The sequence below is a fragment of the Rhizobium herbae genome (genome assembly GCF_017873135.1).
GTDB lineage: Bacteria > Pseudomonadota > Alphaproteobacteria > Rhizobiales > Rhizobiaceae > Pararhizobium > Pararhizobium herbae.
Genome location: NZ_JAGGJV010000013.1, coordinates 56,467 through 83,317 on the forward strand (window position 1 = coordinate 56,467; position 26,851 = coordinate 83,317).

The 26,851-nt window shown below is 59.3% G+C and carries 23 protein-coding genes and 1 pseudogene; 13 read left to right on the forward strand and 11 right to left on the reverse strand.

Annotated elements, in window-relative coordinates; translation table 11 throughout:
- The first annotated feature begins 3 nt into the window (after window positions 1-3).
- Window positions 4-1,329 carry a polysaccharide biosynthesis/export family protein gene (locus J2Z75_RS27445; protein WP_209856936.1) on the forward strand — a complete coding sequence of 442 codons (1,326 nt, stop codon included), beginning with the start codon at window positions 4-6 and terminating at the stop codon, window positions 1,327-1,329.
- A gap of 18 nt (window positions 1,330-1,347) precedes the next feature.
- Here J2Z75_RS27445 and J2Z75_RS27450 read toward each other — a convergent pair whose 3' ends face one another.
- Window positions 1,348-1,647, reverse strand: a complete 300-nt coding sequence (locus J2Z75_RS27450; protein ID WP_209856938.1) for a hypothetical protein — start codon at window positions 1,645-1,647, stop codon at window positions 1,348-1,350.
- Between the two features lie 302 nt (window positions 1,648-1,949).
- Here J2Z75_RS27450 and J2Z75_RS27455 point away from each other — a divergent pair, with 302 nt between their 5' ends.
- Window positions 1,950-3,284, forward strand: coding sequence for an NAD(P)-binding protein (locus tag J2Z75_RS27455; protein ID WP_209856940.1), 1,335 nt, complete (start codon window positions 1,950-1,952; stop codon window positions 3,282-3,284).
- 187 nt (window positions 3,285-3,471) lie between these two features.
- Here J2Z75_RS27455 and J2Z75_RS27460 read toward each other — a convergent pair whose 3' ends face one another.
- From J2Z75_RS27460 to J2Z75_RS27505, 10 genes are all read right to left on the reverse strand, one after another.
- On the reverse strand, window positions 3,472-4,629 hold the full coding sequence (locus J2Z75_RS27460; RefSeq protein ID WP_209856942.1) for an iron-containing alcohol dehydrogenase: 1,158 nt from the start codon (window positions 4,627-4,629) through the stop codon (window positions 3,472-3,474).
- A gap of 12 nt (window positions 4,630-4,641) precedes the next feature.
- Complete coding sequence (locus J2Z75_RS27465) at window positions 4,642-6,393, reverse strand: nitrilase-related carbon-nitrogen hydrolase (protein WP_209856943.1); 1,752 nt, start codon at window positions 6,391-6,393, stop codon at window positions 4,642-4,644.
- A gap of 28 nt (window positions 6,394-6,421) precedes the next feature.
- The gene (urtE, locus tag J2Z75_RS27470; protein ID WP_209856944.1) at window positions 6,422-7,117 is read right to left on the reverse strand and encodes an urea ABC transporter ATP-binding subunit UrtE; all 696 of its coding nucleotides are present in this window, start codon (window positions 7,115-7,117) and stop codon (window positions 6,422-6,424) included.
- Window positions 7,117-7,866, reverse strand: coding sequence for an urea ABC transporter ATP-binding protein UrtD (gene urtD / locus J2Z75_RS27475; protein WP_209856945.1), 750 nt, complete (start codon window positions 7,864-7,866; stop codon window positions 7,117-7,119). The genes urtE and urtD overlap by 1 nt, the downstream gene beginning before the upstream one ends.
- A gap of 1 nt (window position 7,867) precedes the next feature.
- Window positions 7,868-9,007, reverse strand: a complete 1,140-nt coding sequence (gene urtC / locus J2Z75_RS27480) for an urea ABC transporter permease subunit UrtC (RefSeq protein WP_209856946.1) — start codon at window positions 9,005-9,007, stop codon at window positions 7,868-7,870.
- 1 nt (window position 9,008) lies between these two features.
- Window positions 9,009-9,902: an urea ABC transporter permease subunit UrtB gene (gene urtB / locus J2Z75_RS27485; RefSeq protein ID WP_209856947.1), complete on the reverse strand. Its 894-nt coding sequence runs from the start codon at window positions 9,900-9,902 to the stop codon at window positions 9,009-9,011.
- A 149-nt stretch (window positions 9,903-10,051) separates the two neighbouring features.
- Complete coding sequence (locus tag J2Z75_RS27490) at window positions 10,052-11,302, reverse strand: transporter substrate-binding domain-containing protein (protein WP_209856948.1); 1,251 nt, start codon at window positions 11,300-11,302, stop codon at window positions 10,052-10,054.
- A gap of 248 nt (window positions 11,303-11,550) precedes the next feature.
- Window positions 11,551-12,159 (reverse strand): ANTAR domain-containing response regulator, encoded by a 609-nt coding sequence (locus J2Z75_RS27495; protein ID WP_209856950.1) that lies wholly within the window; start codon window positions 12,157-12,159, stop codon window positions 11,551-11,553.
- Window positions 12,160-12,171: 12 nt separating this feature from the next.
- Window positions 12,172-13,323, reverse strand: coding sequence for a transporter substrate-binding domain-containing protein (locus tag J2Z75_RS27500; protein WP_209856952.1), 1,152 nt, complete (start codon window positions 13,321-13,323; stop codon window positions 12,172-12,174).
- Window positions 13,324-13,470: 147 nt separating this feature from the next.
- Window positions 13,471-15,054, reverse strand: coding sequence for a GMC family oxidoreductase (locus tag J2Z75_RS27505; RefSeq protein ID WP_327791305.1), 1,584 nt, complete (start codon window positions 15,052-15,054; stop codon window positions 13,471-13,473).
- Here J2Z75_RS27505 and J2Z75_RS27510 point away from each other — a divergent pair.
- The 11 genes and pseudogenes from J2Z75_RS27510 to dnaE2 all read left to right on the forward strand — a co-directional run.
- Window positions 14,944-16,146, forward strand: a complete 1,203-nt coding sequence (locus J2Z75_RS27510; RefSeq protein ID WP_327791306.1) for a LysR family transcriptional regulator — start codon at window positions 14,944-14,946, stop codon at window positions 16,144-16,146. The two genes, J2Z75_RS27505 and J2Z75_RS27510, sit on opposite strands and share 111 nt — an antisense overlap.
- 66 nt (window positions 16,147-16,212) lie before the next feature.
- Window positions 16,213-17,859: an ABC transporter ATP-binding protein gene (locus J2Z75_RS27515; RefSeq protein WP_209856957.1), complete on the forward strand. Its 1,647-nt coding sequence runs from the start codon at window positions 16,213-16,215 to the stop codon at window positions 17,857-17,859.
- Window positions 17,860-18,144: 285 nt separating this feature from the next.
- Entirely contained in the window at window positions 18,145-18,630 is a 486-nt protein-coding gene (locus J2Z75_RS27520; RefSeq protein ID WP_327791307.1) for a MarR family winged helix-turn-helix transcriptional regulator, read from the forward strand.
- A gap of 23 nt (window positions 18,631-18,653) precedes the next feature.
- Window positions 18,654-19,352 (forward strand): SDR family NAD(P)-dependent oxidoreductase, encoded by a 699-nt coding sequence (locus J2Z75_RS27525; RefSeq protein ID WP_209856958.1) that lies wholly within the window; start codon window positions 18,654-18,656, stop codon window positions 19,350-19,352.
- A gap of 1 nt (window position 19,353) precedes the next feature.
- Window positions 19,354-20,685, forward strand: coding sequence for an NAD(P)/FAD-dependent oxidoreductase (locus J2Z75_RS27530; protein ID WP_209856959.1), 1,332 nt, complete (start codon window positions 19,354-19,356; stop codon window positions 20,683-20,685).
- Window positions 20,686-20,771: 86 nt separating this feature from the next.
- Window positions 20,772-22,448: a peptide ABC transporter substrate-binding protein gene (locus J2Z75_RS27535; protein WP_209856960.1), complete on the forward strand. Its 1,677-nt coding sequence runs from the start codon at window positions 20,772-20,774 to the stop codon at window positions 22,446-22,448.
- A gap of 94 nt (window positions 22,449-22,542) precedes the next feature.
- On the forward strand, window positions 22,543-23,493 hold the full coding sequence (locus J2Z75_RS27540; protein WP_209856961.1) for an ABC transporter permease: 951 nt from the start codon (window positions 22,543-22,545) through the stop codon (window positions 23,491-23,493).
- 11 nt (window positions 23,494-23,504) lie between these two features.
- Window positions 23,505-24,389, forward strand: a complete 885-nt coding sequence (locus tag J2Z75_RS27545) for an ABC transporter permease (RefSeq protein ID WP_209856963.1) — start codon at window positions 23,505-23,507, stop codon at window positions 24,387-24,389.
- A gap of 11 nt (window positions 24,390-24,400) precedes the next feature.
- On the forward strand, window positions 24,401-25,723 hold the full coding sequence (locus J2Z75_RS27550) for an NAD(P)/FAD-dependent oxidoreductase (RefSeq protein ID WP_209856965.1): 1,323 nt from the start codon (window positions 24,401-24,403) through the stop codon (window positions 25,721-25,723).
- A 47-nt stretch (window positions 25,724-25,770) separates the two neighbouring features.
- Window positions 25,771-26,118, forward strand: a complete 348-nt coding sequence (locus J2Z75_RS27555; RefSeq protein WP_209856967.1) for a cupin domain-containing protein — start codon at window positions 25,771-25,773, stop codon at window positions 26,116-26,118.
- A gap of 126 nt (window positions 26,119-26,244) precedes the next feature.
- Window positions 26,245-26,851 (forward strand): annotated as a pseudogene (dnaE2, locus tag J2Z75_RS27560) (error-prone DNA polymerase); the annotation flags it as partial.

Sequence of the window (26,851 nt, forward strand, 5' to 3'; positions counted from 1 at the left end):
CCAATGCCCTACCTGAGCCTCCTTGCCAGAAAATCCGCTTTCATTTTTGTTCTGGTCATAGTCGGTTTTCTCACCACTTTCCCGGCCTCCGCCGACCCATATCGGCTCGTCGCTCAGGACAGGATCGCGCTACGTGTGGTCGAATGGCGTTCAGGCGAAGCTGAGTTCAAGGATTGGAGTGTGCTCAACGGTGCCTTTCTTATCAATGACGACGGCGCCATCTCGATCCCGTTCGTGGGGGAGGTCGAGGCCGTGGGGCTGACGACGAAGGAACTGGGGGCGCTGATCGCGGATCTTCTTCAGCAGCGCGCCGGCCTGGCGAACAAACCCTCCGCTTCCGTAGAGATCTCTCAGTATGGACCAATCTATGTCGTCGGCGCTGTCGACAAGCCCGGTCAATATCCCTTCAGTCCCGATCTGACCGTCTTGAAGGCAATAAGCCTGGCGGGCGGGTTTCAACGGGAACCAGAAAGCATCGGCTCACGACTGGAGCGAGACCGCATCCAGGCCGCCGGTACACTCGGCGGTGCTGAGCTGGATTACAATGGCCTTTTCGTGCGTCGCGCGCGGCTGCAGGCCGAAAAGGAAGGGAAGGAGACCTTCGATATTCCCGAAGAATTGCGCGGCACAAAGGGAATCGAAGAGCTTCATGCCGAAGAGCTGGATCTGATGAAACTGCGTCAGATCGAATTGGAAAGCAAAATCGCGGCGGCAAAGGGTCTTGGCCAACTCTACACGCATGAAATCGAGACGTTGCAGAACAAGATCGCCGCGCAACAACGGCAAGTCACGCTGGTGAAAAAGGAACTGTCTAATGTCAATTCTCTCGTCGACAAGGGACTCATCCAGAGTTCCCGACGCTTTTCACTCGACCGGGACGAATCCGACGCAGAGAACAAGCTACTGGACCTCGACTTCCAAATGATCCGGGCGCGTCAGTTGCTTGAGGAAAACAGACGCGACTCCGAGGAACTCGTCAATTCCATGAATTCGCAAATTCAGAATGAACTGAACGAGGTTGTCCGAGGGATCGCCAAAGCCGATCTTCAGACACGGGTCGCCCGTCTCCTTATTGACGAAACCGAGTATGAGAAACAACGACAATTGCCGGAGGAGGACGGCCACGGCGATGACTTCATCCAGTTTCAAATCGCCCGCCGCGGCGAAAACGGCGAAACGACAAGGATAGCGGCTACCGCAGATACTTTGGTCGAGCCGCGCGACCTGATCGAAGTGGCTCCGGAGACACCCCATCGGTCCAAGCTCGGCATGAGCCCTCCCGCACGCGCTCAGCACCGTATTGCCTCTTCGGACGCGCTGACGCGGTAGACGGAGTCGTGGTGTCACTCAGCCTGACTTGTTGCGAAGAGAACCAATACGGCGGCGCATCTTTGGAAAACTGAAGCCGGTGCGCTCGTCTTTGCTCGGAGACGGAAATGGAACAAGGACGCCGATCACGTATGCGATCTGCATGATCACGAACAACGCGGCTGTTGAGGCAAGGGACGCAAAGACCGTGGTGCTTTCATAGATCAGGGCGAGGTACAGCATGTTGGTGATCAAAGCGAAAATCGAAAACGCACCGACATGCAGAATGAAGCCCGCAACAAACGAGACAAGTCCCGCAATAATCAGCCCGGCAATCATCCCGTTATCACTCCTGGCGGCCTCTGGTTATCAGCATTGTCCCCAACTCTCCCAATTTAACTTACCCTGGATGAAGAGACCGTTTCCAGACTAACGTCCATATCATTTTTTCACACTCGGTTCACTCGCCGAACAAAGTCGCTTTGCGCCTGGGCGCTTGGTTCATTTTTGCCACCTGCGCTGATACCCATTTTATAGAATCGAACAGACACTTTCTTCCCGATAGTGGTAGGCATGCGATGCGTGTTTTTGTTGGCTCCAACAACTGTTATATTTCGTCGCATGGAATGGGGGCGTAGTTCATGCAGTGTCCTGAGAATGCACCGGAAGTCTATGACTATATCATCTTAGGTTGTGGAATCTCTGCTTTGACGGCAGCAAAGCAACTGTGTGAAAATCATTCGGTTCTTGTCCTGGAAAGCTACAAGGAGCCTGGTGGAAACCACCAGTCTCATACAATTGATGGCATGGAATTTGATGTAGGCTCCATCTGTTTTAACACGGCTGACGAGCAGTTCCGATACTTTCCGGAATTGCTTCGAGAATGTGTTGCCAAGGACGTTGAAGTCAAAAAAATCTGCACCAACGGCGTTGTTGGGAAATACCCCTTCGATTGGCAAGTCGAGGCATCTTCATTCAATTTGCTGGAGCGCATTTCTTGCATCTGGAGTCTTTTGAGAGGGCGGTTTCGCGCAGACCGGTATGACAGCGCGCGCGGCTTCGCTCTATCCCGGATCGGCGACGTACTCTATCGACGTGTCGGGTTGGATTTGTACATCAGGAGGCTATTCGGGGTAGATGCAGCCGGCATCGACTATGATTTCGCGCTCAAGCGCATGCAGTGGCTTTCGCGCGAAACCTCGCTGAGACACCGCTTCGGAAGAAGCATAAAAAACCGTCTGACAATCACCCTGACCAACGGCAAGACGGTCGTGCGGCCATCGGGTGGATTCGGCCTTTATTATCAGAAAGCCCTTGATGGACTGCGGGAACATGGCGTTCATTTCATATTTGATAATAGGGCTCTCAAAATCGAGACCAATTCACCCCTCATGGAGATCAAAACTGCGACCGGAACCTTTCTGGCAAAGAGGCTCATTTCGACCATACCCCTCGATGAGGCTTCTGCACTTTGCGATCTGCCGGAAACGGGCCTTCCAACCGTGACCTTGCTGAGCCTGTTTGTGGCTCTACGCGGATCCTGGATACCCGGCTGTTCCGTTCTTTACAATTTTCATACCGGCGGAAACTGGAAACGGATTACCGTTCACTCCGATTTTTATCCCTACACCAACTCTTATGACAAACACTTCACGGCCGAGATTACCGTTCCACCGACAGTTGCAGTGCCGACGCCGGAATGTGCATTTTCGGAATTGCTGGCGCATCTTCGGCAGATGAATCTCATTGAAGGTGAACTGTTTTTGATCGGCAGTTCGGAACTAAAAAACGCCTACCCGATTCCCGAAAAAGGCTTCAAGCCACGCCGTGACGCTGCAATTGCGCGGCTTGCGTCCAAGGGTGTGATCTGTCTGGGACGTCAAGGCAAATTTGAATACATCCCGCATTCGAATATTGCCGCCAAGGAAGCGATAACGGTATTGAATCAGATGGTTAAACCAATCACCGCTTATTGAGTCGTGCGTGCGCATTCAGCTGCGAGCCAGGTATGGTTCTGATTAAAGACTCAAAAAACGGAAAAACTTCCGCTTTATCAATATTTTAAGCGTCCCGCTTCAGATGTCGAACGTCCCAATCCGCTCAAGGCGGCCAAAATCCGGCCCGTATCCTCGCAGGTGGCGCGATCCTGACATTCGGCGCCTTTTACCAAGCCACTTCGTAGATCCGGGCGGCATCCGACAGCGACACCGTGCGCGGATTGTTGACCAGCAAACGGGTCTGTTCCATTGCACTTTCCGCAAGCAGAGAGAGCCCATCTTTGGGAATGCCGACATCCCTCAGGCGTACAGGGAGGTTCAGGCGCACGGGCAGCAATGCCAGTCCTTCGATGAAACCGGAAAGCCGCTCGGCTTGATCGGCAGGCTCAAGGTGAGGAAAAAGGCAAGGTGCCAGTTCCGCGTAGGCTTCACCACACGCGATCGCATTGAAGCGCAGCACGTGCGGTAAAACAAGACTGTTGGAAAGGCCGTGCGGAACGTGATAGCGGCCACCGATCGGATAGGCGAGAGCATGGACGGCAGCGACCGGCGAATTGGCAAAGGCCTGACCGGCCAGCATTGCGCCGAGCAGCATCGCCTGTCGGGCGGCCAGATCAGTTCCGTTCATGACCGCGATCTCGATACTCGCCCCGAGAAGCCGAAGAGCCTCTTTGGCAAGGGCACGGGAAACCGGATTGTTGTTCGTACTCACGGAGGTAAAGGCCTCGATGGCGTGCACCATGGCGTCAATCCCCGTTGCAGCCGTCACGGCCGGTGGAAGGCCGATGGTCAACTCCGCGTCGAGAAGGGCCGCATCCGGTAGTAGCACCGGCGATACGACGCCTCTTTTCTCGTATGCGCCCGTGGTGACAATGGAAATCGGCGTGACTTCAGACCCGGTGCCCGCCGTTGTCGGCACGAGTACCAGCGGCAGGCGCTGCCCACTGGCTTTACCCACGCCATAGATATCGCCAAGTGCTTCACCGCTTTTGCAGAGCAGGGCCACCAGCTTTGCGACATCAAGCGACGAGCCGCCGCCGATGCCAAGTACACCCGTGGCCCCGAATCCGATCGCCTGTGTCACAGCCGAGTGAATCACGGCTTCCGGTGGATCGGCGACAACGCCGGTGAAGATCGATGTCTCAGCGCCGCCGTTCGCAAGGGTTGCTAGGGCCGGCTGAACGAGCCCAGCTTTGACGACCCCATCGTCCGAAATCACCATGACGCGCGGCCCAAGCCGGGTTTTCGTCACTTCCGAGAGCTTGGCGATGCAGCCCGGCCCCGCGATGATCTGCGGCACGGTCGCGAATGTGAATGTGGACATCGTGCCGTTCTCTCACTGATGCCATCTGACGAGCGGCTGATAGTGATGCGGTTGGCGCATGACAACGAGATCCTTTCGCCGGACGATGTTCGTCGGATAGGGCGTATCGAGATTGGTGGTATCGACTGCTGCCGCAGCAATCCCTTCTTCATCTAAAATAGATGATTCCTTGCGTGGAAAGGCAAAGGAATCGGGTCCGAACACAGCGCTCTTGCCTTGATATCCCCGTCCTGTGTCCAGCACATTGGCAAAGGCGAAATAGACGTTGTTCTCGCCCCCGCGCACGCGCAGAGCATGCCAGTGATAGGGATCCGCTCCCTTGGGGATAGGATAATTGTGTGGGATTTTCGTGCCGCCATGGCTGCCAGTGAAGGTGCCGGCAATGGCCGAGGGGCAGGCAACCACATCGCATCCCATCAGCGCGAGCGAACGGATGGCTTCCGGATAGAGCGCGTCATGGCCGATCGCCAGGCCGAGGCGGCCGATGGCAAGATCGAAGACTTTCCATTCGTCGCCAGCCGTCGCCCAGTTGTCGGCTACGCCGAGATGTGTCTTGCGATAGCTCCCCACAAGTCCCTCGGGCCCAGCGAGAACCGCGCTGTTGTAGACCTTGTCACCATCCGCTTCGGCAAATCCAGCAACAAGATAGAAACCCAGTTTCATGGCCAGACGAACGAAGGCGGATACCGTCGCGCCTGATAGCGGCTCCGCCCGGCTTTGCGGGGCTTCCAGTCCGGTCAGCGACAGTTCCGGGAAAACCAGAATGTCCGGCGCTGTCGTAGCCTTCGCTTCGGCTGCCAGATCGGCTATGCGCGCAAGATTGTCGGCGATGACAGAGGACGGGGCGAACTGGGCGACAGCTGCGCGCGATGCGCGTCCGCGTGGTATCGGCTGGTATCCATAGAGGCGGAAGTAATCGCCCGGATTCCAGGTGAAGCTGTTGGTCATCATGTTCATGTACAGCTCGGGCCGGCGGGACTTGAATACCGGTTCGCACAAGACCTCGCGACGGCGGGCGCGGGCAAGATCGACCGTGCCATAGGCAATCCCGTCGCCCGTATCGATCGATGCGGCAACCGTACCGTCTGGCTCGATCAGGCAGCTTCCACCGGAAAACTGCACGGTTCTCTCAAGCCCCCACCGGTTACTTTCGATGACATAGCAGGCGTTTTCGAAGGCGCGGTTGATCCAGTAAGGTGCCGGGGTGCGTTCCTGGAGCCAGTTGGAGATATGGCAGATGATGTCGGCACCCGCGAGAGCCTCTAGGCGCGCCGTCTCGAAGAAATGCAGATCCATGCAGACCAGCATGGAGATTCGGCCGATCTCCGTTTCGAAGACCTCGTGGACGATATCGCCGTTTGCAGCCCATTTTGGCTCGGCGATATAGGGATGCGATTTGCGATGCCGGCCGACGACGCCCTCGGGGCCAATCAGGACGGCGGTATTGTAGTATAGCTCACTGGCCGGATCGACCTCCGGCATGCCGACGACGATATAGCAGCGGTATTTGCTAGCAATGGCCTGGAAAACATCGGTGGTCGGTCCGGGGATAGCCTCGACAAACGGTTTCACTTCGGCCCTGTCGAACCAGCAATAGCCGGTCGTGCCCATTTCCGGGGTTACGATCAAGCGGGCGCCTGCCGCCGCTGCCTCCTCGCAAAGGGCTGCCAGTCGGCTAATATTGCGTGCCTTCTCGAACATGGTCGGCTCGAACTGGATGGTGGCCGCGGTGTAGCTTTGTGTCGATGTCATTGTCGTTCCCATTGTCCCTGTGAATGGATGCCCGGCTGTCTCAGACAGCCATGTGCCGTTGAACAAGCGCGTCGGAGAGCGTGTCGATGGTGCCGGCCGCGACCACGCCTCCCTTCTCCAGCATTGCGAACCGGTGAGACGCGTGCCGCGCAAAGGCGACGTTTTGCTCGACAAGGATGATCGTCATGCCGATCTCCCGATTGAGCCGAATGATGATCTTTTCGATGTCCTCGACGATGGATGGCTGGATGCCTTCGTTGGGTTCATCGAGAAGAAGCACCTTGGGATCGGCGGCAAGCGCCCGGGCGATGGCAAGCTGCTGTTGCTGACCGCCCGAAAGCACGCCGCCCGGTCGATCGAGGTTGGCCATCAGATAGGGGAAAAGCTCCGGCACCAGCGCTGGAATTTCGCGTTTGCGATCGGCGCGCGCAAAGGCGCCCATCAGGATGTTCTCGCGGATGGTAAAATCGGGGATGATCTCCCGGCCCTGCGGGACGTAGGCGATGCCCGCCCGGGCCCTCATATGCGTTGGGGACGAGGCGATGTCTTTTCCTTGCAGGCGCATCTCGCCCGTCATGCGGTCGGTCAATGCCATCAGCGTTTTCAACAGCGTCGTCTTGCCGGTGCCGTTGCGCCCGAGAATACTCGTGACCTTGCCGGCCGGAATGTCGAGCGTGACGCCGTGCAGGATATGGCTGCGGCCGTAGTAGCTGTGCACGTCTTTCAACGACATCATCAGGATATTCCTTTCGAACCGAGATAGGCTTCACGGACTTTCGGATTGCGCTCGATATCTTCGACGCTTCCTTCCGCCAGAACCTCCCCGAGATGGAGAACGGTGATGCGTTCGGCGATTTCGCGGACGAACCCCATGTCATGCTCGACAACGAGGATCGTATGGCGACCTTTGAGATTGTTGATGATCTGGGCGGTCTTGCGGGTTTCCGCCTGGGTCATGCCGGCCGTCGGTTCGTCGAGTAGAACCACCTTGGGATCCTGGACGATGAGCATGCCGAGCTCCAGCCACTGTGTCTGGCCGTGGCTGAGATAGGCAGCCATCATGCCATGCTCGGCCTCGAGGCCCGTGAGCGCCAGAACGTCGTCCACACGGCTCGCCTCGGCGCGCGAAAAACCGAACCTGAGATTGGCAAGCACCGAAGGGTTGCGGCAATTGGCGACCTGCAGATTCTGACGTACCGTCAGGTCGCGAAAGACGCTGGGGATCTGGAATTTTCGGCCAATTCCGGCGCGTGCGATGCGATGTTCGGGCCAGTTGGTGATATCGGTGTCGTAGACGAAGACCTTACCCTGCGTGCTGTGGGTCTTGCCGCTGACCAGATCCATCAAGGTTGTCTTGCCGGCTCCGTTTGCGCCGAGTAGCACACGCAGCTCGCCGTCGAAGACGGTGATGCTGACGTTGTTGACGGCGCGGAAGCCACCAAAATCGACGCTGAGACCGTCGATGGTCAATGCGATGGCGCTCATATCACAATGCCTCGCTTTGCTGCGGCAATGCCGGAAAGGCCTTGCCTAGTTTACGCCGACGGACGAACCATCGCAGCACATCATGCGCAACGCCGCCAAGGCCGCGCGGCATGAACAGAACGACGAGCACGAAGATGAGGCCAATGATCGCCTTCCATGCCTCCACCAGCGCTTCGGTCTCGCTGACCTCCGCTTCGATCATGTTGATCAGGATCGCGCCGATGCAGGCGCCAAGCAGGGAGGAGCGGCCGCCGACGGCAGCCCAGACCACCATCGTCACGGAAAAGGACAGGTCCATGAATGTCGGTGACGCAAACTCTGCGACGACCACGTAGAGCATGCCGGCAACGCCGGCGATCCCCGCGGAAATGACGAAGAAAAACACCTGGTAGAGCGAGACATCGAAGCCGAGATAGCGGGCGCGCACATGATCGTCGCGGATCGCCTGCAGGATCATGCCCGCGCGGGTTTCAACGATGAGACGGGCACCGATGAGCGTCAGCGACAGGCATGCGGCACACAGATAATAGGTCGCCCTGCTGTAGGGGTCGAATTCGATGCCGCCAATCGTCAGCCAACCAAGATCTGTCAGGCCGTTGAAACCGTTGGTCACCGGTTGCGCATCGACCATGACGAGACGGACGAGCAGAACGAGCGCCAGCGTGATGATCGAGACGAAAACACCTGAAATTCGCTTGCGGAAAACCAGCATGCCGAGTGCGCCGGCAATCACCACCGGAAGCACTATGCCGAGCACAAGCCCGACTGACTGGCTTTGAAAGGGAAGCCAGAGAAAGGAGCCTTTGTTGATGCAGCAAAGTTCCGTCGGCGCGCCAGGCTCGGCATTCCAGAGCATGAAATCCGGAACCGGCCTGTCGGAGCCCTGTTGGAGACTGGTCAGGCTCGACAGCTTCAGCGACATGGCCAGCATGTAGGCGCCCAGACCGAAAAACAGCCCCTGGCCCAGATTGAGAATGCCGGCATAGCCCCATGTGAGCGCGATGGCGACGCCGAGCATGCCGTAGACGAGATATTTCGAAATGCGGTTCAGCCAGAATTCATCGCCGAAAACGGGTGCTGCGAAGATCACCGCGATGAAAAGCATATAGGCGGCGATCTGGAATTTTCTTTCGATGCTCATGTCAGCGACCCTTGAACGAGAACAGCCCGCTGGGCTTGACGAGAATGACGAGGATGACGACGCCGAACACGACGGCACGCGCCAGGATGTCGTTCGTGCCGATGGCTACCAGCGCATTGATTTCGCCCAGCAGGCCTGAGGAGAGGATAGTGCCGAAAAGACTGCCGACCCCGCCGGTCACCACGACCATGAAGCCATCGACGACCATCGTCGTGCCCATGTCGGGAAAGACGGTCTTGAAGCCGGACATCATGACCCCGGCAACGCCGGCAAGACCGGAACCGAAAGCGAAGGTCATGGCATTGACGCGCTTCACGTCGATGCCGCAGGCTCCGGCCATTTTCGGGTTCCGGATGATGGCGCGAACCTGCATGCCGGCCGACGTGCGATAGAGAATGAACCATGTCATCAGTGTCAGCGCTGCCGTAACAGCGATGATGAAGGTACGGTATGCGTTGATGTCAGCGCTGGCGAGCCTGAACGTGCCTTGCAGGTAAGAAGGTACTGCGACGTTCTGCAGGCCGGCCCCGAGACCCTCGACATGAATGCCGAAAAAGGACAGGCCGAATTCGAGCCGCACGGCCTGCTGCAAAAGGATGGCGATCCCCCAGGTGGCGAGAAGGGTGTCCAGCAGGCGGCCGTAGAGCCGCCGGACGACCACCCGCTCGATCAGAAGGCCGAGCAGGGCCGTCACGACGAATGCCAGAGGGATCGCGAGCAGAAGGCTTGCTTTCAGCCAGATGCCGGAGAGGACGGCGACATAGGCGCCGATCATGACCATCTCGCCATGGGCCATGTTGATGACGCCCATAGCGCCATAGGTGATGGCAAGTCCAAGCGCCACCAGAAGAAGGATCGAGCCGAGACTGAGGCCGATAAAGAGAATGTCGAGCATAACGCCACCGTTCGTGAGAAGGGCGGACCGGACTCTCCTGCGCCTTCCATACTGAAGTCAGGATGGAAGCTTTTGGAAGAAGAGCGGAGGCACGCCTTACCGAGACATGATCCCGCCATCCATGGATGGCGGGACGACGCGAGGAGGGGTCAGCCCTTGAGCTTTGCGGCGTCGAGACCGTTGCTGGTGCAGAACAGATTGCTCTCCGTCTCGCCATAGGCGGAATAGGGCAGTGGCTTGATCGGCGCCGGGTACGCGTTCACCACCTTGCTCTGGCCGTCCGCCTGCCATTGCCCGATGCGCGGCGTCAGCCAGCAATGCAGGTTATCAGGGTCGGTGGTCACCTTGCCGCCGGGCGCTTCATATGTCTGGCCGCGAATGCCTGCCCTGATCGCATCAGCCGAAAGATCGCCGGATTTTTCGACGGCCTGCTTCCACAGGAAGACCTGAAAATAGGCGGCTTCGAGGGAATGGTAAGTCACGGCTTTGGGATCGTTGACGAAGGTCCTGAAGCGGTCGATGAAGCTCTTGTTTGCCGGCGTGTCGATCGACATGAAATAGGGGAAGGAGGTGTAGCTGCCGGCAGCATATTCGGCACCCATCGCCGCGATCTCGATTTCGGAGGTGACCGTCGCGCAGATCGGCAGGACCTCCTGCGAGAGCCCCTGGTTCTTGAACTCGCGGTAGAAGGCGATGATGGAGTCGCCGACCACGTTGGACAAGACCACGTCGGCACCGGATTCCTTGATCTTGCTGACCATGACGGCCCATTCCGAATGGCCAAGCTCCAGATATTCGTCGGCCACCCATTCGGCGCCGGCGGCTTCAATCAGCTTCTTGGAAACCTTGGCCATCTCGCGCGGATAAACATAGTTCGAACCGACGATGAAGAATTTCTTCTTGCCCAGTTTCTCGACAATCCAGGGAATGTAGTTGGAGAGTTGCTGGTTCGGAACGGCGCCGGAATAGACGACATTGCGCGAGCACTCGAAGCCTTCGTAGTGCGTCTGGTAGAACAGCATGGCGCCGCGTCGCTCGAAGATTGGCAGCACTGCCTTGCGGCTGGCCGACGTGTGGCAGCCGAATACGGTGGAGATCTTGTCCTTGAGGATTAGCTTCGAAGCTTTTTCGCTGAAGGTTTTCGGATCGGAAGCCCCATCTTCGACGACCACCTCGACCGGACGGCCGAGAACGCCGCCGGCCGCGTTGATTTCGGCCACGGCCATCATGACGCCGTTTGCCAGAAGCTTTTCGGCAACCGAAAGCCCGCCCGTCTGCGAGTAGAGCGCGCCGACCTTGATGGCATCGGCTGCGAAGGCGCGGCTGCCCAGAGCGGGCAGGGCGAGTGCTGCGGAAGCGGTCGCTGCGGTTTTCAGAAATTCACGTCTGTTGAACACCATCTTGGTTCCCCTTTTTTTGATTGGCGCACGCGGCGGCACTGCCCACCGAACGGCGAGGCTCTCATGCCGAAAAATGGATAGAGGACTGACGTCACTGTCAGCAGACAACAAAAAACCCGCGAGGCTTGTCACAGCCTGCGGGCACCCTTGCCATCACCGCATCACGGCTGCGCCGTGTGCAACAGCGGCACATGGCTTCGTGAAACGAAGGGATGTGCCGGAGGTGTTTATTCAAAACACGTGAAAAACTAATCATGTTTTTGGGGCGGGCGCAAGAGCTGTTCGGCGCTGATAATCGAATTGGCGATTTCATCGATCGGCACGCGCCGGGCCATCGCCTGCTCCCGCATTTCGCGGTAGGCCTCATTCTCGCTGGTGCCGCGCTTGGCCATCAAAATGGCTTTAGCCCGGGCGAGCTTTTGATCTCCCAGCACCTTGCGCTTGTACTTGCGCGCTTCCTTGACGAGCTTCTGGCGCTCAAGCCAGAGGTTGCGGGCGATGGCGAGATTGGTCAGCAGACCAAAGGGTTTGATCGGTCTCTCGACAATGGCGAGCGCGCCGCTTTCCAGAACGATCTGCAACGTCGACGGGTTTTCGTAACCGACGATGGCAAGCATGGTCGGGGCTGGATTGGGAAAGGATTTCAGCAAGCGTTCGATTTCCGGTCGCGCCTCATCTTCCATGGCTAGGAAGACGACATCCGTGCCGTGTGGCAATTCGGGCGGCACCGGCCAGAGGTAACTGACTGTACAACCGATACGGCGGAGGTGATCCACGAGAAACTCCCCTTCGGATGTCCGGGGATGGATGACCAGGACCTTAAGATCCCGCAAATCTCTGAGAAGGGCGAAAGACATGGTCGCTCCCTGTCAAACCTGGACACGATGTGGGAAAGTCTGCGTCAAGTCCGGGCGATATTCTCGCATGAACGGGTCTGGCGCCACCCGGAGCGACGGATCATAGACGATGTCGTATCCGCCCTGTGGATTCACCCTTGCCACTCTTGGCCACAGATGCGTGTGGTTTGTCAGCCGATCAATCTTCACCGCACCCTGCGGGGCATCGTACTCGACGTCATAGAGAGCCGGCAGAAGCTGCTCAAGCCCGTCGCCACCGGCGCGCTGCAAAGCCGCCGCATAGAGATAAACCTGGAAATAGGCCGCTTCGGCCGGCGCGGTTGGCAGCATCTCCAGGCCGTATCGCTGTTGGTAAGCCGAGACGAAGGCGCGGGCGCGGGGTGTATCCAGAGAGGCGAAGAAGGGGGCTGCGGTGATATGACCCTCGGCCACATCCGGCCGCATGCGGATCACGTCCGCCTCGCTGGTCGATTGGCTCGCAATCGGCATCGTCGCCGCATCGAATCCAGCCTCTTTGAACGCCGTGTAGAACGGAATGATACCGTCGCCGACGATCGTCGAATAGATGACATCCGGCTGGGCCGCGCGAATATGCCGGATGATCTTGGAGACATCTTCGGTTTTAAGGTTCAGGGGAACATACATCTCGTCCAGCACCTGTCCGCCCAGTTGAAGAAAGAGGTCGCTGATCGTCCGGTTGGATTCATAAGGATAGACGTAGTTCGAACCCACAAGGAAGACCCGCTTTCCATAATGCTTGGTCAGGAAGTCGACGAGCTGGACGGAGTTCTGGTTGGGGGCTGCACCCGTATAGATGCAGTGACGGGAGTATTCGAATCCCTCGTAAAGCGTCGGGTAGAACAGCAGCGCGTCACGAGCCTCGATGACGGGCAGAACGGCTTTGCGGGTACTCGACATATGACAACCGAAAACGACCCGGACCCGGTCTTCGTCGCAAAGCTTGACCGCGAGTTCCTTGTAGAGATTGGGCGTCGATTGGGGATCATAGGCGACGGGCTCGATCGCCCGGCCGAGCACGCCGCCGGCCGCATTGATTTCGTCGATCGCCAGCAAGGTCGCGGCCCTCTGGGTTGTTTCCACGGCCCCTGTCACACCTGTTTCGGAGAACAGCACACCGACTCGCCAGCTTTCTGAATGCATCATCGCCCACCAAAAAATAAAAAAGCTCCCGCCCGTTTCCGGTCGAGAGCTACCCTGCTCATGGAATATCAGCGGCCCATTGAAGCCTGCCAAGCCATGATGTCAGTTTCCGTGTCCGGTGACAATAGCGGAACGAAAGGCCGTGCATGGTTATTGGTGTGCATCCTCAAGCAGCATTGCAGCACCTTTCATCGCGATCATCGCCGTCGGCGTATTGGTGTTGCCGGAGGTGATTGTCGGCATGATCGACGCATCGATCACGCGAAGACGCGCTATCCCGTGAAGGCGCAGGCGTGCATCGACGACGGACAGCGGATCGTCCGCGCGACCCATCTTCGCGGTCCCGACCGGATGGAATATGGTGGTGCCGATATCGCCGGCGGCCCTGGCCAGCGATGCCTCGTCATCGCCGACGGCGCAGCCCGGCAGAACTTCCTCTGGACGGTAGGGTTTCAACGCGGGCTGTGCCATCAGCCGGCGTGTCGCGCGGATAGCGTCCGCGGCCACCCGCCTATCTTCCTCTGTCGTCAGATAGTGCGGGGCGATGAGCGGCGGCGCATGGGGGTCGGCTGAGCGCAGCCGCACCTCGCCGCGCGACGTCGGCCTAAGATTGCAGGCGCTGACGGTGATCGCGGGAAACCGATGCAACGGTTCGCCGAACCTGTCGAGGGACAGGGGCTGGACGTGAAACTGGATGTTGGCGCGATCGTGCGACGGATCGGAGCGCATGAACAGGCCGAGCTGGGATGGCGCCATGGTCAGCGGTCCACGGCGGTGCAGGGCATAGTCGAGCCCCATCAGCCCACGGCGAAAGAGCGAGTGATAGGTCTCGTTCAGCGTGCGGGCGCCGCTGATCCTGTAGACGGCGCGCTGCTGCAGATGATCCTGGAGATTGCGCCCCACGCCGGGCCGCTCAAGAATCGGTTCGATGCCCACGGCCGAAAGCCATTCCGACGGCCCGATGCCCGACCGCTGCAACAGCTGGACGGAGCCGATGGCGCCGGCACTCAGCACGACCTCGCCTCTTGCCGTCGCCGTTCTCAAGACGCCGTCGCGGATATAGCGCACCCCCGTTGCCCGCCCGTCTTCGATGACAAGCCGGTCCACAAGAACACCGGTTACAAGCCGAAGGTTTGGCCGAGCCAGAATCGGCTTCAGGAAACCCCTCGCCGACGACCACCGACGACCTCGTTTCTGATTGACGTGAAAATAGCCGGATCCTTCATTGTCGCCCGTATTGAAATCCGCGATCTTGCGGACGCCGAGTTCCGCTGCGGCCTCCCGAACGGCGTCGAGGATCGGCCAGGAGAGACGCGGCGCCTCGACGCGCCAGCCGCCACCTGTGCCATGATACGCGCTTTCCCCCATAAAATGATCTTCCATCTGCCGGAAATGGGGCAGGACGTCCTGCCAGCCCCAGCCGGGAAGACCAAGGTTCGACCAACCGTCATAGTCCGCCGCCTGTCCGCGCATGGCGATCATCGCGTTGATCGCCGACGACCCGCCAATGACCTTGCCGCGCGGGTAGAACAGCGAACGACCGTTCAGGCCGGCTTCCGCTTCTGTCTTGAACATCCAGTCGGAGCGGGGATTGCCGATCGTGAAAAGATAGCCGACGGGTATATGAAACCAGATCCAGTTGTCCTTGCCGCCGGCCTCAAGGAGCAGCACGCGGTTCCTGGGGTTTTCAGACAGCCTGTTGGCAAGGATGCACCCTGCTGTCCCGGCCCCCACGACAATGTAATCATAATCCCCCTCCATCGCGTCTCTCCATCTTTTGATCGATATGTCACCGGTTTACTGGCGACGTCGTTGAAGACAAGGAACGCAAATGCACATAGCATGTGCAAAAAGGAGTTCTGGAAATTGGATTGGGACAATATCAGGGTATTTCTGCACGTCGCTCGTACCGGCCGGATTATCGATGCTGCACAGGTGCTTGCGTTGGACCACTCGACCATCAGCCGCCGTCTTTCCAAGCTCGAGGAAAGCCTGGGCGTTCAGCTTTTCGAGCGGGCTGGGAGGCGATTGCGCATTACGTCGGCTGGCGAAGAGCTCAGACGGTCCGCCGCCAAGCTCGAATCAATCGTCCTCCAGGAGATCGGCGGTCTCGGTGCTGAGACAACCGGCATGACGGGCCGCGTGCGAATCGGTGCACCGGAGGGGCTCGGCGTGGGCTACCTCGGCGGACGCATTGCAGCCATCATGCAGGACTATCCGAACCTTGACATCGAGCTTGTTGCTTTACCTCAGACGTTTTCGCTTTCCTCCCGGGAAGCCGACATCGCTATTACACTCGATCGCCCGGAAGAAGGCAGCCTGGCGACACGCAAGCTGACCGATTATGCGCTGGGCTTTTACGCCACCCGTAAATATCTCGGACGAAACGGCATTCCCCAGATGCTGGATGATCTGACCGGCCATACGCTCTGCGGCTATATCCCGGGGCTTCTCCACACGAAGGAGCTTGCCTATCTCGACGTTCCGGGTCTGACATCCGCGATGCGGTTCACAAGCACCAGCATCGTTGCCCAATGCGCCATGATTGAAAGCGGCATGGCCATGGGTATTTTGCCGGCCTATCTTACTGCGGGAAAACACCTGCTTGTTCCCGTCCTGCAATCGTCGTTCCTCCTGCGCCGCAGCTACTGGCTGTCGGTTCACGAGGACCTTCGGCGTCATGCCCGAATTCGCAAGACTGTTGACCTGCTCACCGCGGCAGTTCGAAGGGAAAGATCGTTGTTCAATAAGCCTTCTTCGACACACTTTGCGTCAAAGCCGCAAAGGGGCGCCGATGGCCCGAACCCGGAAAATGCTCTCGCTTAAAGAAGCGTACTCGGCATCATTCTTGCATAATCTCCTGTGCCAATCGGAGTCAAAAAGGGATCAGCCATGCTGCAGACTGAAACTGTGCGAACAAAAGCCGACAACGGTATAGTGCTGTCCGTTCGGGAATTGACTGTCAGTCTGCCGAAAAACATGGAGCGGACGCATGCCGTCAACAACATCTCCTTCGATCTGAACTCGGGAGAAATTCTCTGCATCATCGGTGAGTCCGGCTCGGGAAAGTCAGTGACCGCCAACGCCATCATGGGGTTGCTGTCATCGGCGATCACCGTTGCCCACGGAAGCATCTGGTTCAAGGGCATGGATCTGATAACTGCGGACGAAAAGACTTTGCGCGGGCTGCGTGGGCGCGCCGTCTCGATCATCTTCCAGGATCCGCTCTCGGCACTGAATCCGCTGATGACAATCGGCGATCAGATCGCCGAGGTGATGGAGGCTCACAAGGTGGGCACGCCTGAAAGCCGTGCGGCCAAGGTTCTCGAACTTCTCGATGAGGTCGGCTTGCCCGATCCGGCGCTGCTTCAGCATCAATACCCCTTCCGCCTGTCGGGCGGCCAGCGTCAGCGCGTCATGATCGCCATGGCGCTTGCGCTCGATCCGGACATCCTGATCGCCGACGAGCCGACAACGGCGCTGGATGTCACGACCCAAGCGCAGATTCTCGATCTGATCCGCAAAATCCAGCGGCGCAAGAAAATGAGCGTGATGTTCATTACCCACGATTTCGGCGTCGTCGCGGAGATTGCCGACCGCGTCATTGTCATGGAAAAGGGCAATCTGGTCGAGCAGGGTCCGGCGGATGTCGTGCTGAATACGCCCGCGCATCCCTATACGAAACGCCTGATCGCCGCCGTTCCGCGCATGACCGCCCAGGATCGCGAAGGGGTCGCCGATACGCCCGTGGTGCTGGAAGTTTCAAATCTCAGCAAGACCTATAGCACCTCCGGCGGGTTCTTTTCCAAGGGGCGGATGGTGCGGGCCGTCAACGATGTCAGCTTTTCGATCCGCAAGGCCCGCACTCTTGGCGTCGTCGGGGAATCCGGCTCCGGAAAGTCGTCGCTCGGCCGGGTCCTCCTGAAACTGATGGACTCGGACCGCGGCAAGATCCTGTTCGACGGCCGCGACATCGCGCCGATGTCCAACGATGCGTTTCGCTCGATGCGGCCTTATATCCAGATGATCTTTCAGGACCCCTTCGCCTCACTCAACCCGCGCCATACGATCGGCAAGGTTCTGACTGTCGGGCCGGTCGCGCACGGCGTATCGGTGCCGGAGGCCAAGGCGAAGGCGCTTCGGACGTTAAAGCTGGTCGGGCTGGACGAGGGCGCCTATGACCGCTTCCCGCATGAGTTCTCCGGCGGTCAGCGCCAGCGGATCGGCATCGCCAGGGCGCTGATGTTCGACCCGATACTGCTGGTGGCCGATGAAGCCGTGTCGGCGCTCGATGTGTCGATCCAGGCGCAGATTTTGGAGCTGCTAACGAGTATCCAGAAGGAGACGAAGGTGGCGATGATCTTCATCACCCACGATCTGCGCGTCGCAAGCCAAATCTGCGATGAGATCGCCGTCATGTACAAGGGCGAGATCGTCGAATACGGCCCGCCCTCGCAGATCTTCCGCGCGCCCGGCCATGATTATACGCGCAAGCTCGTGTCGGCGATCCCCGGCAGCGAGTGGGAACCTGCTGCCTGACATCCCGCAAAGTGCGATGCTTTCCGCAAACCGTCCTGGTGCAAATCAGGGCGGTTTTTATCGTTTTGCTTCCCTTTGATCTGTGCGCTGCCTATCGAACAGGCAACCTTGGGCGGTGAACAAAATATCGCCGGTGTCATCAAAAAAATAGTTGCATTTATCCACTATCTGGCAAATCATCACACTTAGAAGACCGCCTGACACTGCCAGAGTTAAGACTAAAGCTTCTGTTTTTCGCTGAAGAACGGAAACGCTATCCCATTGTTTTTTTGGAGCCTTGTCACCGTGCTGGAGCGAAGGAAAACACCACCCGTCTCTATAAGCGATATTGATCTCGACGTGCTGGAGGATACGCTCAGCTTCTACATCCGCACGGTCAATCTGGGGGTCTCGCGTGATCTCGACGAGCGCCTGGAAGGGTGCGACGTCGCCAAGGGCACGGGCAAGATCACGACCTTGCTGATGGTCGATAGCCATCCGGGAATTCGCCCCTCCGTGATTGCGCAGCTCATTCTCAAGGATCGGTCCGCCATGGGCCGGCTGGTCGACCAGATGGAAAATCACGGGCTTTTGACGCGCGAGACGTCCGCAGACGATAACCGGGCGCAGGAGCTTTATATCACCGAGAAGGGCGCAGAACTTGCCGTGCAGGTGCGCGCTATTGTTACCCAGCAATCGAGGGACTTCTTCGACTTCATTCCCGAAGACGAGCAACGCCTGCTGACGGACATCCTGCGCAGGGCCTATCGCCGGATCGCCGGCCTATCCTGATCGTTGTTTCCGGAGATCGTGCCATGACGGCAGAACGTGTAGCGTTGATATCGGGTGCCAATCGCGGCATCGGTTCGGAAACGGCCAAGTTTCTTTACGGTGAGGGCTGGTGCTTGTCGCTCGGCATGCGCCAGCCGGTTTTGCCCGGCTGGGCCGATCCCGGCCGGGTCAAGCTCTTCGCCTATGATGCCGCCGATCCCACGAGCGAAACGGCCTGGGTCGCCGACGCGCTGGCGTCCTATGGCCGGATCGACGCCATTGTCGCCAATGCCGGCATCATGATTCCAAAGACGGTCATCGAGGCGGATGAAGACGAGCTTGAGATGACGATGGCGGTCAACGTCAAGGCACCGCGCCGGCTTGCCAAGGCTGCTTGGCCGCCGCTGTCGGCGAGCGGCCATGGACGAGTGATCATTCTGGGCTCGCTCTCGGGCAAGCGGGTGAAGAGTGCCGGTGCCGGGCTCTATTCGATCTCCAAGTTCGCAGCTGTCGCGCTCGCCCACGGCATCCGCCACGCCGGCTGGGATCTCGGCATCCGCGCCACCGCCGTTTGCCCCGGCTTCGTTGCCACCGATATGGCGCGCGGCCTGACAAGCCGCGCCGACGATGAGATGACTGATCCGTGCGATATCGCCCGCATCATCGCCATGCTGCTGGACCTGCCGAACGAGGCGAGCGTCGCCGAATTCACCATCAATTGCCAGCTTGAGGAGTCCTACTGACATGCCTGGACCTTATGTCGTTCCCGTCCACGGCGATGCCGACCTGCCGAAGGAGGTGGATGTCGTCGTCATCGGTGGCGGCATCATCGGCACCTCGACGGCGCTCGAACTGACTGAGCGCGGCCTGCGGGTCGCGCTGTGCGAAAAGGGCGGCATCGGGCATGAGCAGTCGAGCCGCAACTGGGGCTGGGTGCGCATCTCCAGGCGCGATCCGCGCGAAGTGCCGCTGATGGCCGAAGCCTTGCGGCTGTGGAGCAATCTCGACCAGAGAACCGGCCGTGCCACCGGCTACAAACGCGCCGGCATCATGTTCACCTGCGCCACCGATCAGGAATTCGTCGATCACGAGCGCTGGAACCGCAATCTCGAGGGTTACCAGCTCGACTCGCGGATGCTCAACGCCACAGAGTTCAAGGCCATGTTCCCGAACGCGAACATGGCTATCAAGGGGGCACTTTATACCGCGGCCGACGGGCGGGCCGAACCGCAGAAGGCGGCACCCGCAGTTGCCGAGGCTGCACGCGATAAGGGTGCGGCGATCCTCACCGAATGCGCGGTCCGCGGCATAGAAACAGTCGGAGGAAAGATTTCCGGTGTCATCACCGAGCGCGGTCCGATTGCCTGCTCGGCCGTGGTGCTCGCCGGCGGCGCCTGGTCGAGCCTTTTCTCCGGCAATTTCGGAATCGATCTGCCGCAGCTCAAAGTGATGAACTCGGTGCTGCGCACCAAACCGCTCGAAGGTGGGCCGGAGCAGGCCCTCTGGTCTAACGGTTTTGCCGTGCGCAAACGCCAGGACGGCGGCTACACGATCGCGTCCGGTCATGAGAACGTCGTCGATATCGTCCCAAAATCCTTCCGCTATGCCAGGGATTTCATGCCGGCGCTCAGCAAGGAATGGCGGTCTTTGAAATTCCGGCTGGGAGGCCGGTTCTTTGACGAAGCCAGAATCCCGAACCGCTGGGCGATGGATGAGGCAAGCCCGTTCGAATACAATCGCGTGCTCGACCCGAAGCCTGCCACCAAACTGTCCGATCTGGCGCTCGCCAATCTCAAGAAGGCTTTCCCTGTCTTCGAGAAGGCCGAAATCGCCCAGCGCTGGGCCGGCTATATCGACGTGACGCCGGATGCCGTGCCGGTGATTTCCGCGATCGATCAGATCCCTGGCTTCCATATCGCCACCGGTTTTTCCGGCCACGGCTTCGGCATCGGCCCCGCCGCGGGGCGGTTGATGGCCGATATCGTTACGGGAAAACCGCCGATCGTCGATCCGAAGGATTTTCGTTTTTCCCGCTTCTCCGACGGTTCGAAGATCGAGCTGATCAGCGGATTCTAATCTGCCCGGACAAAGAAGGCAGATCGCATGACGTGCAGAAAAACAAAGTGGAACAGTGACTGAGCAACAGCAAAGGGAACGGACCGATGTCTGACGAAACCAAGCATGCAATTCTTAATCCGACGCGCCGTCGGGCGTTGACCATGATGGCTCTGGCCGGCGCGTCCGGTCTGATCATGCCCGGTCTTCTCGGCCGCGATCGGGCATTCGCGGCGACACCGCCTGCAAAGCCAACCGGCCAGATGATCGTTGGCTTTTCGCAGGAACCGACCGTCTTCAATCCGCATCTGCTGCATATCGAAGTGGATGAAGGCATTCATTTCAGCGTTTTTGATCCGCTTTTTGCCATCGATCCTGACGGCAAGTTCATCCCGGCGCTGGCCGTCGAAGTGCCGAGCGTCGAGAACGGCGGCATCTCCGCCGACGGACTGTCTTGGAAGGTCAAGCTGCGTGATGATGTCAAATGGCATGATGGAACGCCGTTTACTGCCGAAGACGTCAAGTTCACGCTGGAATTGATGGTCGATCCCGATTTCCGCAGCTGGCGCAAGACTGGACACGAACTGGTGCGCGAACTGACCGTCGTCTCGCCGACCGAGATCACCTGGAAGATGGACAAGCCGTTCGCGCCCTATCCGTCGATCCTGGCCTCGACGTTCATCGTACCCAAGCATGTATTGGGCGCGGAGAAAGACAAGAACACGGCACCTTTCAACAATGCGCCCATTGGTACCGGTCCGTTCAAATGGGTGGAGCGCGTTGCCGGCGACCACATCACGCTCGAAGCCAATGCCGATTACTTCGGCGACGGCCCCTATCTCGAACGGATCATCTACAAATATATCCCGGATCTCACTGTGCTCTACACCCAGTTCAAGACCGGCGACATCGACGTTGCCGGCCTGCAATGGATCACTCCGGATCACTATGAGGAAGCCAAGGTGCTGGAGGGCAAGACCGTGATCGTCGTACCGGGGTCGACGGTCGAATCCGTCACGTTCAACATGGAGAGGCCGCAGTTCAAGGACCTCGCCGTCCGTCAGGCTCTCTACCATGCGCTGGACAAGGCGACGATCATCGAGGCCCTGTATTATGGCCTGCCGACGCCGACCGAAAGCTACATGCCGCAGCAGTCCTTCTACGCAAATCCGGACCTGCCGAAGCATGAATATGATCCGGAAAAGGCCAAGAAGGTGCTGGATGATGCCGGCTGGGTGCCGGGCGAGGACGGTATCCGCGCCAAGGATGGCATCAAGCTGTCGTTCTCCAATTCCACGACGGCCGGCAATCATATCCGCGAACAGGTGCAGCAGTTCATGCAGCAGTCGTTCAAGGACATCGGCGTCGAGATGACGATCTCCAACCTGCCGCCTGCCGTCATGTGGGGCGAATACTGGACGAGTTCGCAGTTCGACAGCGTTGTCGTCGGTCTCGATTTCCTGACCGGTGCCGATCCGGATACGTCGGACTACTTCAAATCGACATCGATCGTCGCCAAAGGCGGTTCCGGCCAGAATACCTGGCAGTATGTCAATCCCGAGGTCGACAAGCTCCTGACCGAGGGCGGCCAGATATTCGTGCCGGAAGAGCGCAAGAAGATCTATCTGAAGATCCAAGAGATCATGCGCACCGATCTGCCTTTCCTGCCGATCTTCCAGTACGCCACAGTCCGCGGCTACAAGAAAGGCGCCGAAGGCATCGCTTACAATGTCAACGTGCGCATCGACAGCTGGAACCCCGGAAGCTGGTACTGGTCATCCTGACACGTTCCCGTTGAAGCCCTCTCCCTGCTGCGGGAGAGGGCAAAGAAGCATTCGACGTCCGGGACCTGATATCCCAACAATCGGAGAGACTGCGATGCTGCGCTACCTTCTGGGCCGTTTATGGCAAAGCTTGATCCTCCTGGTTCTGGTGTCGATGATCGGGTTCGCAGTACTTAATCTGGCGCCCGGAGGTCCGTTGTCGCAATACGCACTGACGCCGGGTATGACCCAGGAAACGCTCGATCGCATAGCCGAGCAGATGGGCCTGAACCGGCCGCTGCCGATCCAGTACCTTGATTGGCTCTGGCATCTCTTGCAGGGAGACTGGGGGCGCTCCTACCGCGACAGCCAGCCGGTGCTCGGCATCATCACCGGCCATCTCTTCGCGACCTTGCTGCTGATGGGGTCGTCCACCGTGCTGTCGATCGCCGTCGGCACCTGGGTCGGGATCAAGGGCGCGACGAAACGTTATTCCATCTTCGACTATTCCGCCACCGTCGGCGCCATGGTGGCGCTGTCGATCCCGACATTCTGGTTCGGGCTTGTCGCCATCTACGTGTTTTCCCTTGAGCTGAAATGGCTCCCGGCCGGCAACATGTACACGATCGGCAATGGCTCGATTTCGGACTACGCCATCCATCTGATCATGCCCACGGTGGTTCTGGCGCTCGTCAACGTCGCCGTCTGGAGCCGCTACATGCGCACGGCGACACTCGACGTCATCAACCAGGATTTCGTGCGCACCGCCAAAGCCAAGGGCCTGTCGGAACGGCGGGTGCTGATGAAGCACGTAATCGGCAATGCACTGCTGCCGATGATCACGCTGGCAGGCTTGCAACTGCCGACGATTCTTGGTGGTGCACTCGTTACCGAGACGGTGTTTACGTGGCCCGGCATGGGGCGGCTGTTTCTCGATAGCCTCGGTTACAACGACTATCCAGTCGTCATGGGCCTCCTGATGTTCTCCGCCATCCTCGTGCTGTTCGGCAGTCTTATCGCCGACCTTCTCGTCGCTTTCGTCGATCCGCGTATCCGGCTGAGTTAGGGAGAAAGATCATGTCCGCAATCGTTTCCGTTCCCGGCTCCGGGAAATCCCATTGGTGGCAAAGCCGCACATTTCGCCGCTTCGCCCGTCATCGGCTCGCCATGATCGGGCTGATCATGATCACGGTGCTGACGCTCGCCTGCGTCATCGGCCCCTATCTGCTGCCGTTCGACGAGCTCTATATCGATCTGCGCGCCCGGTTTGCACCGCCGCTCACCGGCTACCACATCTTCGGAACCGACCCGCTCGGCCGCGATCTCGCCGCGCGCCTGTTCATGGCAGGACGTATTTCGCTGCTGGTCGGCTTCTTCGCCATGTTGCTCAGCACGATCATTGGCACCGTCATCGGCGTCTGCGCCGGCTACTACGGCGGGCGTATCGGGGCAGCGCTGATGCGCTTCGTCGATGCTTTCCTGTCCTTTCCGAGTATTTTCCTGCTCTTAGCGCTGGCGGCTTTCATCAAGCCGAGCCCGTTCATGATTACCGTCATCATCGCTGTGACAAGCTGGATGGAAATCGCCCGTATCGTCGAAGCGGAGGTCCGCTCCCTGCGCGAGCGCGATTTCGTTCTGGCCGCGCGCATGCTTGGCCTGTCCAACAGCTGGATCATGTTCCGTGAACTGCTGCCGAATGCCATCGGCCCGATCATCGTCGCCGCCACGCTGACGGTTGCCCGCGCCATCCTGCTCGAGGCCTATGTCAGCTTCCTTGGCTACGGCATCCAGCCGCCGCTGCCGAGCTGGGGCAACATGCTGAATGGCGCGCAGCAGTATCTCGACCGTGCGCCCTGGCTGGCGATCGTGCCCGGTGTCGCCATCACGCTCGCCGTCACCAGCTTCAACTTCATCGGCGACGGTCTGCGCGACGCGCTCGACGCCCGCAGCGATCTCAACTGAGGAGGGGCGGCATGGCCAGGTTTTCTCCCTTCAAGACGACCCTGTGGTACGCGACCGCCGCGACCGCTCCGGAAACGGCGGAGCTGGAGGGCACGGTCAAGGCCGATGTGTGCATCGTCGGCGGCGGTTATACCGGCCTGACGACGGCGCTCGAACTTGCCCGCGACGGCATCCGTGTCGTGCTTCTGGAAAAGGAGGAGATCGGCTTTGGCGGTTCCGGCCGCAATGCCGGCCATTGCACACCAACCTTCACCCATTACAGCCTGCCCGAATTGCGCAAGATGCTGGGCGAACCCTGGGCTGAACGGCTGATCGCCCGCCAGACCCGCGCCAACGACCGCGTTGCCGGCATGATCCAGCGCTACCAGATCCAGTGCGAGTGGCAGCAGAACGGTTATGTCATGGGCGCGCCCTATCCCGGCGTGATGAAGACGATCGAGGAGAAGGTCCGCACCTACAATGCGGTCGGTGCGAAAACACGCGCGCTCGACAGGCACGAGGTGGAAAAGCTCACCGGCAGCCCGCGCTTTCATGGCGGCTGGCTGCATGAGGAAGCAGGGCATCTCAACCCTCTCGGCTATTCTCGTGGTCTCGCCCGTGCCGTCCTCCAGGAGGGTGGCATCGTCCACACCAGTTCGCCCGTGACCGGCTGCGAGCGCGAAGGGACCGGCTGGGCCATCCGCACCCCCAACGGCAAGGTCGCTGCAGACAAGGTCATCTTTGCGACCGGCGCCTATACGGTCGGCGGCTGGCCGAAGCTCGACGGAACCTTCAAGATCCAGAAGGTCTTCGTTGCCGCCACGCAGCCGCTGTCGCAGGGCGAGCGCCGGTCTATCCTGCCGCAGAACACCACCATCCATGACGGGCGCGGCGATATCTACGTCTACAAATACAATGCCGAAGGGCGGATCGTTGCTTCGATGTTCCCGATGGGCCGGCGCGGGCGGGATATGGACTATACGCGAACCGTCATGAGCGACCGGCTAAAATGGCTGCATCCGCAGATCAGGCAGGAAATCCGCTGGGAGTTTTTCTGGTTCGGAGAGCTGGATATGCAGTATCGAACCGTCCCGCGCCTCTACGATCTTGCTCCCGGTGTGGTCGCCCTGACCGGCCTTTCTGGCCGGGGCGTGCCGACCGGCAGCATGCTTGGCGGTATTCTTTCTGAATGGGCAAAGGGCGTGCCGGAGAAAGACCTGTCGCTGAAGCTTGAGCCGCTGACGGCCGCGCCGTACTACATGAACTACGGCCCGCAACTGACCCTGCGCTATTACCGCGTTTCCGATTGGATCAAGACCAGACTTGCGGGCGCTCCTTTGCCTCCGCATGCCTAACCGGTCGAGACCTCGAACACGACAGCAGCAACCGAAGGACCCAATCCATGCCTGTGCCGATCTACGACATTTTCGACGATATCGACCTGACCCCTGGTCTTCCCGCGCAGGGCCGCGATTCCGGCTCATGGCGCCGTCCGATCTGGGAGGACGATGGTGATGGTGGGACGATCGTCGCCGTCTGGAAGGCCGAGCCGGGTGTCTATTCCTATCCGGCCCGTCCTCTGGAGGAGACCTTCGTTGTTCTCGAGGGTGAGGCGCTGTGCACGCTCGGCGATGCCGAACCTGTCCGGATCAGGCCCGGCTCGATCGTCCGGGTGCCGCTCGGTAGCAGCGTTTCGCTCGAGGTTCTCTCGCCTTTCCGCAAGCTGGCGACGGTCGTTCCCAAAATCTGATCGTTTGCACTGTGATCTGACCTCGCTCCAGACTTCTCGCAGGGAACGTTCATTCCGATGCACGGTCTCTCGTCCGACACCGTACTCCGCTTAGCCACCCGCTGAGACTATGCGCCCTGGCCAATCAGTAGCAAGCGTGAACGGGCGGTGATTGCCGAGCAGCAGGCGGACGTAGCGCTCAGGCAGACGACCGAGGGCGCCAATGCTGTCGAGGACTACGGTCATATGGGGCTAAAATTGCGCGCGCCCTGTCAGTTTCCTGCGCGAGAATCTTACGAAGCGGAGCATCGTGACCTGTGCCGAGGCGACGTCGGGGCGCGACGGTCGATGGCTGATGACCGCGGGCTGTCCTTGTCCGCGCCAAGGGCGTGATGTTCATGACGATCGACGAAGAGACGGGCGTCGCCAATGTCGTCGTCTGGCCGCGCCTGTTTGAAAGCAACGCCGTGTCGTGCTCGGGTCGAGCTTGATGGCCTTCAACGCTAAAATCCAGCGGGAAGGCTGCGTTGTGTATCTCGTTGAGCAACGGATGTTCCATCCGACCCCGGAGCTGGCAGGTCTTGGCGAGCGGGATGGTTTCCGGCTGCCGTCAGGACGGGGCGACGAGTTAGCACATGGATCACTGGGCAGTTCGGACAACCGCGAGCGGCTATCTATAGGTGTGAAGACGAGGGATATATTGATACCGACCTGCATCGATACGTTGAAGGTGAAAGCTTGGAATTTTCAGTGA